Below are 8,227 nucleotides of genomic sequence, written 5' to 3' on the forward strand. Positions count from 1 at the left end.
CCCTTCCCGTCAGGCGGTCGCGTCGTGCCCGAGCGCGGCGAGCGCACGGGCGACGACCTCGTCGGGCGGCACGTCGACCGTGACGGTCACGCCGTCCTCGTCGGCGGTGAGCGGCTCGAGCGTCGCGAGCTGCGAGGGCAGGAGCGACGTCGGCATGAAGTGGCCGGCCCGGTGCGCCATGCGGTCGGCGAGCAGGTCTTCCGACCCGGCGAGGTGCAGGAAGCGCACGCGTCCGGTGGCCTGCCGCAGGACGTCCCGGTAGGCGACCTTGAGGGCGGAGCACGTGACGACGGTGTCCTGGGCGGCGTCGCCCTGCGCGGTGAGCCAGTCGCGGATCGCCTCGAGCCACGGCCGGCGGTCCTCGTCGGTCAGGGGCGTGCCGGCCGACATCTTGGCGACGTTCGCGGCGGGGTGGAACTCGTCCGCCTCGGCGTAGGGGCGTCCGAGACGCTCGGCGAGCGCCCGCCCGACGGTCGTCTTGCCCGACCCCGCGACGCCCATGACGACGACGTGCTCTGCCGGCATCGTGCCCCCCAACACGGCCCTGCACGGTGCCGCCCTGCACTGACGGCTCTCCGAGCGTCGCACGGGCCTCCGGCGGGCGCACCTGCGACGGCCTGCGCGAGGACGCGCGACTGTGGTCGAGGACACACGTCGTCCCCCGGGGCATTCGTCCGTGGTCGGGCGATATGCACGAGACGCGTGTCGGTGGTCGGGCCTACGGTCGAACAAGTCCCGCGAGCCGCACCACGGCCCGCGCACGTGGGGGGATGCCACGACGAGGGGGCTCGTCGTCATGCCCTCGCACCGGTGACACCACCACGCACAACGAGGGATGGACCCATGAACCTGCCCACCACCCGCACCCGCCTCGCCGCCGGCGCCGCGGCCGCCGCGCTCGCCGCGACGGCGTTCCTGGCCGGCTGCTCGGACTCGGGTGCCGAGGACGAGCCCACGGCCGCCGAGACCACGGCCGAGGCCACGACCGACGACGCCGCGGCGTCGGGCAAGGTCGAGGTCATCGACCAGACCAACCTCCTCCTCGCGACGGCGCAGGACACCCTCGAGGCCCGCGACCTCACGGTCGAGGTCGTCGACTCCACCGGCCAGGGCCGCACGGTCGACGACCCGACGCTGTGGGTCGTCGTCGCGCAGGACCCGCTGACGGGCGAGGTCGACGCCGGCTCGGTCGTGACGCTCGACGTCCGCCGGACGGACGACCCGGCCTCCTGAGCGGTCGCGCACCGCTCGGCAGCACCCGCAACGCCCCGAGGGCGGCGGTCCGCGACACGCGGCCGCCGCCCTCGGCGCGTCCGGGCTGTGGTGGGATGCGTGCGTGACGACGACGTTCCTGCAGCCCGGCGACCGTGTCCTGCTCACCGGCGACTCGGTGACCGACTGGGGCCGCGACCGCGACGACCCCACGAGCCTGGGTCACGGCTACGCCGGCATCGTCGCCGCGCTGGCCGGTGCACGCCGCCCCGACCTGGGCCTGACGTTCCTCAACCGCGGGGTGGGCGGCGACACCTCCGCGATGCTCCGGGACCGCTGGGAGCGTGACGCGGTCGCGCTGGAGCCCACGGTGGTCTCGGTGCTCGTCGGCATCAACGACACCTGGCGCCGCTACGACGCGGGCACGCCGACGACGACCGCCGCCTACGAGGACAACCTCGCGGCGATGCTCGCCACGGTGCGCGACCGCCTGGGCGCGCGCGTCGTGCTCGTCGAGCCGTTCCTCGTGCCCGTGCGCCCGGACCAGCACGCGTGGCGGGAGGACCTCGACCCGAGGATCGGGGTGGTGCGCCGGCTCGCCGCGGAGCACCGTGCCGTGCTCATCCCGGCCGACGGGCTGTTCGCGGCGGCGGCGGTCCGCACGTCGCCGGAGGCCTGGTGCCACGACGGCGTGCACCCCACCCCCGCGGGCTTCGGCCTGCTCGCCGAGGCGTGGCTCGCGGCGGTCGGCGTCGGCCCGCGCTGACGCCCGGTCGCACGCCGGGCCGGGCGGGGCGTCGCCCCTGCTCCGACCGTGGTCCGAGGTGTGGAGGGTCTTTGCGCCCGTCTGGGGTTGACGCTACGGTCGGCCCGACTGCGGTCGCCCGTCGGGCGTCGACGCCGGACCGTCCCGGCCGCGGTCCCGCGACCTGGAGGAGAGCGATGAGCGTGCAGACCCGCACCGCCGCCTCCGTCGCCCGCGCGTGCGTCGCGCTGCCCTGCTGTCGCTGTCTGTAGAGCGCTGGCGACCCTCCCGCGCGAGGATCACCTGACCGGGGCGCGTCCCCGAACGCCAGTGCTCGCCCCCGACCCGCCGCCCGGCCGGCACGTCCCGTCGGCCGTCGTGGCACCCGACCGCTGTCCCCCACCCCTGCACGCCGCCCCACCCGGACGGGGCGGCTCGACCGAAGAGGAACCATGGCCCGCATCTACGACGACGCGACTGCGCTCATCGGCAACACCCCGCTCGTGCGCATCAACAAGATCACCGACGGCGCCCCCGCGACGGTCGTCGGCAAGCTCGAGTTCTACAACCCGGCCAACTCCGTCAAGGACCGCATCGGCGTCGCGATCATCGACGCGGCCGAGGCGTCCGGCGACCTCAAGCCGGGCGGCACGATCGTCGAGGCGACCTCCGGCAACACGGGCATCGCGCTCGCGTTCGTCGGTGCGGCGCGCGGCTACAAGGTCGTCCTGACGATGCCGGAGACGATGTCGAAGGAGCGGCGCGCGCTGCTGCGCGCGTTCGGCGCCGAGCTCATCCTCACGCCGGGCTCCGAGGGCATGAAGGGCGCGGTCAACAAGGCCGACGAGGTCGTCAAGGAGCGCGAGGGCGCCATCCTCGCCCGCCAGTTCGCCAACGAGGCCAACCCGGCGATCCACCGCCGCACCACGGCCGAGGAGATCTGGGCCGACACGGACGGCGAGATCGACATCCTCGTCGCGGGCATCGGCACGGGCGGCACCATCACCGGTGTCGGCCAGGTCCTCAAGGAGCGCAAGCCCGGCGTGCAGATCGTCGGCGTCGAGCCGGCCGAGTCGCCGATCCTCAACGGCGGCGCCCCCGGCCCGCACAAGATCCAGGGCATCGGCGCGAACTTCGTGCCGGAGATCCTCGACACCGCGGTCTACGACGAGATCATCGACGTCGACGCCGAGACGGCCGTCGCCGTGGCCCGCCGCGCCGCCGCCGAGGAGGGCCTCCTCGTCGGCATCTCCTCGGGCGCCGCGCTGCACGCCGCGACGCTGCTCGCGCAGCGCCCGGAAAACGCGGGCAAGCTGATCGTCGCGATCATCCCGTCGTTCGGCGAGCGCTACCTGTCGACGATCCTCTACGCCGACCTGCTCGACTGAGCCGTACCGCCGCACTCCCCCCGCCGATCGGACCGGAAGGCTCATGGCCGCACCCCAGCGCTTCTCGGACCTCCTGAGGGAAGACCTCGAGGCCGCACGCCACCGCGACCCCGCGGCGCGCTCGCTGCTCGAGGTCGCCCTCGGGTACCCGGGCGTGCACGCGGTGTGGGTGTACCGGCTGGCGCACCGGATGTGGCGGGAGCCCGGTCTCCGGCTGCCCGCGCGACTGCTGTCGCAGCTCGCGCGGGCAGCCACCGGCATCGAGATCCACCCGGGCGCGCGCCTGGGGCGGCGGCTGTTCATCGACCACGGCATGGGCGTGGTCGTCGGCGAGACCGCCGAGGTCGGCGACGACGTCGTGCTGTTCCACGGCTCGACGCTCGGCGGCAAGTCCATGCGGCGCGGCAAGCGCCACCCCACGCTCGGCGACGGCGTCGTCGTGGGGGCGGGCGCGAAGATCCTCGGGCCGGTGTGGATCGGCAACGGCGCGCAGATCGGCGCGAACGCCGTCGTGATCCACGACGTGCCGGCCGACGCGATCGCGGTCGGGGTGCCCGCGCAGGTGCGGTTGCGCCCGAAGGCGGCGCCGTTCGACGTCGAGGTCGACGACCCCGCGATCTACATCTGACGCCTGGGCTCGGCGCGCACCGACGCCGCGCCGACGTGCCCGACGTCACCCGCCGCGCGATTGTTCTAGTTCGCCTCGAACAACTAGCCTGGGTTCGTGCTCTTCCGCGTGGACCCCGGCTCCCCCGAGCCGATCTTCCAGCAGCTCGCCGACCAGGTGCGCCGCGCCGTCGCCCGCGGAGAGCTCACCGCCGGGACGCGGCTGCCCGCCGCCCGTGAGCTGTCCACGTCGCTCGACATCAACCTCCATACCGTGCTGCGCGCCTACCAGGAGCTGCGCGACGAGGGCGTCATCGAGCTGCGGCGCGGCCGCGGCGCCGTCGTCAGCCGGACCGACGACCTCGCGGCCCTGCACGAGGCGATCGAGCACGTCGTGCGGACCGCCCGGCGGCTCGACGTCCCCACCGCCACCACCCTCGCCCTGCTGAAGGAGGCCCTCCGGTGACCACCGCCGACCCACGCCCCCCGGTCCCCCACCGCGTCGCGACGACGGTCCTCACCCTCCTCGTGCCGCTCGTCATCACCGCAGTGGGCGTGGCCCTCGCGCTCGGCTGGTCCGACGAGCTGCCCGACCCCGTCGCGACGCACTGGGGCACCGACGGCGCCGACGGCTTCATGTCCCTCACCGGCGCGCTCGCCGTGCTCGTGGCGACGACCGTCGGGACGAGCGTCGTCGTGTGGGCACTGCTGCTCGTCGGCGGCCGTGACGCCTCCATCCGGCGGATCGGCACCGGCACCACCGTCGGCCTCGTGACGATGCTCGTCGTGCTCGTCGTCGGCTCGCTCGAGCTCCAGCGCGGCCTCGCCGACGCGACCGCCGCTCCCACGATCGACTCCCTGCTCGGGCTCGCGCTCGGCGGCGGGCTCGTCCTCGGCGTCGTCGCCGCGCTGCTCGTCCCCACCGACCCCGCGAGCACGACCACCGCCGTCCCGCCCGCCGACGCCGAGCGCCTGCCGCTCGGGCGCGGCGAGCGCGCCGCGTGGTCGACGACGGTCTGGTCGCCCGCCGCGGTCGCCGTGGCCGCACCCGTCGTCGTCCTGCAGCTCGTCCTCGCCGTCGCGCTGCAGACCTGGGTCCTGGTCGCGGTGGCGATCGGGCTCGGCGCGCTGCTCGCCTCGATGCTGGTCCTCCGCGTGACGGTCGACGCGCGCGGCCTCGACGCCCGCTCGCCGCTCGGCTGGCCCCGCCTGCGCGTGCCGCTCGACGAGGTCGTCGCGGCCCACGCCGACACCGTGCGGCCGCTCGCCGACTTCGGCGGCTGGGGCTACCGCGTCGGCCGCGACGGGCGGACCGGGTTCGTGCTCCGCTCGGGCGACGCGGTCGTCGTCGAGCGCACCGGCGGCCGGACCAGCGTCGTCACGGTCGACGACGCCCGCACCGGCGCGGCCCTGCTCAACGCGCTGGCCGAGCGCTCACGGGTCCGCTGAACGCTACGGACCGGTAACCTGACCGCCGCGCGCCGACGACGACGCGCACGTCGAGCGAAGGGCACGCCATGCGCCTCGGGTACTACGTCGGCTACTGGTCCGCGGGTCCGCCTCCCGGGGCGCAGGACGCGGTGCTCGCCGCCGAGCGGCTCGGGTTCGACTCCGTCTGGACGGCCGAGGCGTACGGGTCGGACGCGCTGACGCCGCTCGCGTGGTGGGGCGCCCGCACCTCGACGATCCGCCTCGGCACCGCGATCGCGCAGCTCTCGGCCCGGACCCCGACGGCGACCGCGATGGCCGCCCTCACGCTCGACCACCTGTCGGGCGGCCGGTTCGTGCTGGGGCTCGGCGCGAGCGGCCCGCAGGTCGTCGAGGGCTGGTACGGCCAGCCGTACCCGCGCCCGCTCGCCCGCACGCGCGAGTACGTCGCGATCGTGCGCCAGGTCCTCGCCCGCGAGGCACCCGTGACCTACGACGGCGACTTCTACCGGCTCCCGCTGCCCGCCGACGTCGGCGCGGGTCTCGGCAAGCCGCTGCGCTCGACCGTCCACCCGCTGCGCGCGGACCTGCCCATCCACCTCGCCGCCGAAGGGCCGCGCAACACCGCGCTGACGGCCGAGATCGCCGACGGCTGGCTGCCGATGTTCTACTCGCCGCGCATGGACGCCGAGCACCGCGCGCTGCTCGCCGAGGGGTTCGCGGCCCGGTCGCCCGAGCGGACGCCCGCCGAGGACTTCGAGGTCACCGCCGCCGTCCCCGTGGTGCTCGGCGAGGACGTCGAGTCCGCGGCGGACGTCATCCGGCCGCACGTGGCCCTGTACGCCGGCGGCATGGGCGCGAAGGGCGCGAACTTCCACCGCAACGTCCTCGACCGGCTCGGCTACGCGGAGGCCTGCGACGAGATCCAGGCGCACTACCTCGCGGGCGACAAGGCGCGGGCCGTCGCGGCCGTGCCGACCGAGCTCGTCCAGGACGTCGCGCTGGTCGGCACCGCCGACGACGTGCGCGCGCAGCTGCCGGCGTGGCAGGGCACCGCGATCACCACGATGCTCGTGCAGACCGACCCCCGTGCGCTGCCCGCCGTGGCGGAGGCGCTCGCCGGGCTCACCGGTCCCGCCTGAGCGGCGCCGTGGACGACGACTACGTCGAGGCCGTGCTCGACCTCGTCGCCGCCATCCCGCCGGGGCGCGTCATGACGTACGGCGCGGTCGCCGAGGTGCTCGCCGACCGCGCCGAGCAGGCGGGCGACCGACCGCGCGGAGGCCCCCGCCAGGTCGGGCAGGTCATGAGCCGGGCCGGGTCCGACGTGCCGTGGTGGCGCGTCGTCAACGCGCAGGGCGCGCCGCCCGAGCGGCACCGCGCGCGGGCACTCGAGCACCTGGTCGCCGAGGCGACGCCCCGCACGGCCGACGGTCACCGCGTCGCCGTCCGGCGGGCGATCTGGTTCCCCGACGACTGAGCGGCCAGCTGCCGGGCCCGGGTCAGTCGCGGCAGACGAGCACGAGCGCACGGTCGTCGGAGTCGTCCGCACGGACGTCAGCCAGTACCGCGGCGGCTCCCCCGACCTGGCGTCCGAGGACCCGGTCGGCGGCCCCCATGAGCCGGTCGATCCCCCGGTCGAGCGAGCGCGCAGGCGTGTCGACGAGACCGTCGGTGTAGAGCAGCAGGACGTCGCCGGGCTCCAGCCGTCCGTAGCGCGGCCGGTACGGCAGGTCGTCGACGACCCCCAGGGCGGGACTGCCCACGGTGTCGACGACGTCGAGCCGTCCCGCACCGGCGTGCAGGTGCAGAGGCGGCGGGTGCCCCGCGGTCGCGACCGTGTAGTCCCCGCTGGCCAGGTCGACGGCGACGTGCACGGCGGTCGCGAACCCCTCCTCCCAGTCCTGGTCCAGCACGTACGCGTTCGCGGCCTGCAGGAACGACTCGCTGGGCAGCGCGCCGAGCAGCCCCCCGAAGGCCCCCGAGAGCTGCAGCGACCGGACGCCCGCGTCCATGCCCTTGCCGGACACGTCGACCAGGACGACCTCCAGGACGGACCCGCGCCGCAGCCGTGCCACGAGGAAGTCGCCCGAGAACGCGTCCGAGTGGGCCGAGCGGATCTCGGTGTCGACGCGCCAGCCGCGCGGCAGGACCGGCACGCGCCCGTGCGCGGCGAGCCGGTCGCGCAGGTCGACGAGCATGTGCCCACCCGGGGCGCCGCGCAGCCCCAGCCGGTCCCGCTCGCTGGCGAAGACGAGGGCGACGACCGCCCCGATGCCGATGATGACGACCACGCCGGGCACCATCGCCGGACGGTCGGTCAGGAGCAGGACCAGCACCTCGAGCAGGACGACGACCGACAGCACCGCGAACGGCCGCAGGCGCAGCAGCAGGACGCCGACGAGCAGCAGGACCACGTACGTCGACGGGGGCACCCACGTGCTCTGCAGCACGATGCCGGCGGCGATCGCCCCGGAGAGGACGACGAGGACGCCCAGGAGGCCGACCTGCGACCGCAGGACGCGCCGCCGCAGCGCGAGGGACAGGCGCGTGAGCGGACCGACGTCCGGCGCCGGCCCGCGGGTCCTCATCGCCCGAGCGTAACCGCAGGTCGGAGCCGCGCACAGGCCCGGCCCGCGGGGTCGCGCGACGGGAAAACGCTCGCGCGTGGCGCGCGGCGACGACACGATGACGGACATGAGCCCTCTGCCCGCCGGCTACCGCGTCGTGGACGTGCCCGAGAGCCGCCAGCCCGAGTTCCTCGCCGTCGACCACCTCGCGTTCGCGTTCGAGCCGACCCCCGAGACGTCGGCCCTCGTGCCGTTCACGCTCACCATGGACCGCGCCG

10 protein-coding genes are annotated in these 8,227 nt (G+C 75.3%); 8 read left to right on the forward strand and 2 right to left on the reverse strand.

Going from position 1 to position 8,227, the window contains the following annotated elements:
- Positions 1–9: 9 nt before the first annotated feature.
- Positions 10–525, reverse strand: a complete 516-nt coding sequence (locus CBZ_RS02990) for a gluconokinase (RefSeq protein WP_165446620.1) — start codon at positions 523–525, stop codon at positions 10–12.
- 318 nt (positions 526–843) lie between these two features.
- On the opposite strand from CBZ_RS02990, the gene CBZ_RS20690 reads away from it, so the two are divergent.
- The 8 genes from CBZ_RS20690 to CBZ_RS03025 all read left to right on the forward strand — a co-directional run bounded on the left by CBZ_RS20690 (position 844) and on the right by CBZ_RS03025 (position 6,859).
- The gene (locus tag CBZ_RS20690) at positions 844–1,233 is read left to right on the forward strand and encodes a PASTA domain-containing protein (RefSeq protein WP_165446621.1); all 390 of its coding nucleotides are present in this window, start codon (positions 844–846) and stop codon (positions 1,231–1,233) included.
- A 103-nt stretch (positions 1,234–1,336) separates the two neighbouring features.
- On the forward strand, positions 1,337–1,978 hold the full coding sequence (locus CBZ_RS02995) for an SGNH/GDSL hydrolase family protein (RefSeq protein ID WP_130780118.1): 642 nt from the start codon (positions 1,337–1,339) through the stop codon (positions 1,976–1,978).
- Positions 1,979–2,409: 431 nt separating this feature from the next.
- Positions 2,410–3,345 carry a cysteine synthase A gene (gene cysK, locus CBZ_RS03000; RefSeq protein ID WP_130780119.1) on the forward strand — a complete coding sequence of 312 codons (936 nt, stop codon included), beginning with the start codon at positions 2,410–2,412 and terminating at the stop codon, positions 3,343–3,345.
- Positions 3,346–3,388: 43 nt separating this feature from the next.
- Positions 3,389–3,973 (forward strand): serine O-acetyltransferase EpsC, encoded by a 585-nt coding sequence (gene epsC / locus CBZ_RS03005; RefSeq protein ID WP_130780120.1) that lies wholly within the window; start codon positions 3,389–3,391, stop codon positions 3,971–3,973.
- Between the two features lie 96 nt (positions 3,974–4,069).
- The gene (locus tag CBZ_RS03010) at positions 4,070–4,417 is read left to right on the forward strand and encodes a GntR family transcriptional regulator (RefSeq protein ID WP_130780121.1); all 348 of its coding nucleotides are present in this window, start codon (positions 4,070–4,072) and stop codon (positions 4,415–4,417) included.
- On the forward strand, positions 4,414–5,400 hold the full coding sequence (locus CBZ_RS03015) for an SdpI family protein (protein WP_130780122.1): 987 nt from the start codon (positions 4,414–4,416) through the stop codon (positions 5,398–5,400). The genes CBZ_RS03010 and CBZ_RS03015 overlap by 4 nt, the downstream gene beginning before the upstream one ends.
- 68 nt (positions 5,401–5,468) lie before the next feature.
- Positions 5,469–6,521: an LLM class F420-dependent oxidoreductase gene (locus CBZ_RS03020; protein WP_130780123.1), complete on the forward strand. Its 1,053-nt coding sequence runs from the start codon at positions 5,469–5,471 to the stop codon at positions 6,519–6,521.
- 8 nt (positions 6,522–6,529) lie between these two features.
- Positions 6,530–6,859 carry an MGMT family protein gene (locus CBZ_RS03025; protein ID WP_130780124.1) on the forward strand — a complete coding sequence of 110 codons (330 nt, stop codon included), beginning with the start codon at positions 6,530–6,532 and terminating at the stop codon, positions 6,857–6,859.
- A gap of 22 nt (positions 6,860–6,881) precedes the next feature.
- Here CBZ_RS03025 and CBZ_RS03030 read toward each other — a convergent pair whose 3' ends face one another.
- Positions 6,882–7,970 (reverse strand): PP2C family protein-serine/threonine phosphatase, encoded by a 1,089-nt coding sequence (locus tag CBZ_RS03030; protein ID WP_130780125.1) that lies wholly within the window; start codon positions 7,968–7,970, stop codon positions 6,882–6,884.
- Between the last annotated feature and the right edge of the window lie 257 nt (positions 7,971–8,227).

This window comes from Cellulomonas biazotea (genome assembly GCF_004306155.1).
Lineage (GTDB): Bacteria > Actinomycetota > Actinomycetes > Actinomycetales > Cellulomonadaceae > Cellulomonas > Cellulomonas biazotea.

Coding starts and splice junctions, on each gene's coding strand:
- CBZ_RS02990 (WP_165446620.1), bottom strand. CDS start 525: ATGCCGGCAGAGCACGTCGTCGTCATGGGCGTCGCGGGGTCGGGCAAG.
- CBZ_RS20690 (WP_165446621.1), top strand. CDS start 844: ATGAACCTGCCCACCACCCGCACCCGCCTCGCCGCCGGCGCCGCGGCC.
- cysK (WP_130780119.1), top strand. CDS start 2,410: ATGGCCCGCATCTACGACGACGCGACTGCGCTCATCGGCAACACCCCG.
- epsC (WP_130780120.1), top strand. CDS start 3,389: ATGGCCGCACCCCAGCGCTTCTCGGACCTCCTGAGGGAAGACCTCGAG.
- CBZ_RS03020 (WP_130780123.1), top strand. CDS start 5,469: ATGCGCCTCGGGTACTACGTCGGCTACTGGTCCGCGGGTCCGCCTCCC.
- CBZ_RS03030 (WP_130780125.1), bottom strand. CDS start 7,970: ATGAGGACCCGCGGGCCGGCGCCGGACGTCGGTCCGCTCACGCGCCTG.